At 65.7% G+C, this 865-nt stretch carries 1 pseudogene; it reads right to left on the bottom strand.

The features are described 5' to 3' along the window. A pseudogene (locus G3N97_RS39020) lies at positions 1-390 on the bottom strand (AraC family transcriptional regulator); the annotation flags it as partial. Between the last annotated feature and the right edge of the window lie 475 nt (positions 391-865).

The raw sequence follows: 865 nt of genomic DNA, 5'->3' as shown, positions 1-865 counted from the left end.
CTCGCTGCGCCGCCCCTCGCGCGCGAGCCACTGGACGAGGCGCGCGTCACGCACGGCGTCGGGCGTGCCCGCGCCGCCCGCGACGAACAGCGTGTGAAACGCGCCCGCGTCGCGCGTCTGCTCGACGCCCTCGGTCAGGATCACCACCGACGACGCGCTCTCCACCGGCCCGCCCGCCGCCGAGAGCGACACCATTTCGAAGGCCGACGCGTCGTCGTCGGATTGAAGCTGCGCGAGAGCGTTGGCCGCATCGTAGATCTCGATGATGGCCGCCACATCCGGCAGCGCAAAGCCCTTGAACAGCACGAAACCAATGCGCTTCGCCTTCGCCGCTTGCGCGCCGACGCACGGATCGGCCACGAAGTCCGTTCGAACCGCTTGCTGTGACATGCCTTGCACGATCGCTCTCCCAATCGAGTCCGCCGTTGATGATGCCTGTACCTTCGCAACATCAATGCCAAAGCGTGGGCAAACGCCCGGATTCGCGTGGAAATGGCCTTGCAGCGGATCGATTCGGGGATTTTCGCGTGGAGATATGCACAGCGCATCGCGCGTTACGTAACGGCGCGGGCCGTGGCGGACGTGACGAAAACCCTGGGTGCGCCCTGGCGGTTTCCAGTTGGCGTCGCTGGACGTCAAATGTTTCCAATCAGAAACGCCTGATCGCGGACGCCCTGCCTTTCTCGACGGGAAAGCCTGCTTGAGACATGCGCAATTTTCGCGCTGGCCGAATTCTCCGAAACTAGGCATCAACGCGCGGACCGCGCGGCATACCTATATCAGGAGACACGATGACCAGCCAACCGATGGATCTGGGCGGCCGCGCGGCGCGCGAAGCCGACACCGGCCTGCCCGCCGCCGCGCG

The sequence above is a fragment of the Paraburkholderia sp. Ac-20347 genome (genome assembly GCF_017104805.1).
Lineage (GTDB): Bacteria > Pseudomonadota > Gammaproteobacteria > Burkholderiales > Burkholderiaceae > Paraburkholderia > Paraburkholderia tropica.
The sequence above is the reverse complement of the archived record's forward strand: the minus strand, read 5'-3'. Positions and strand labels throughout refer to the sequence as shown.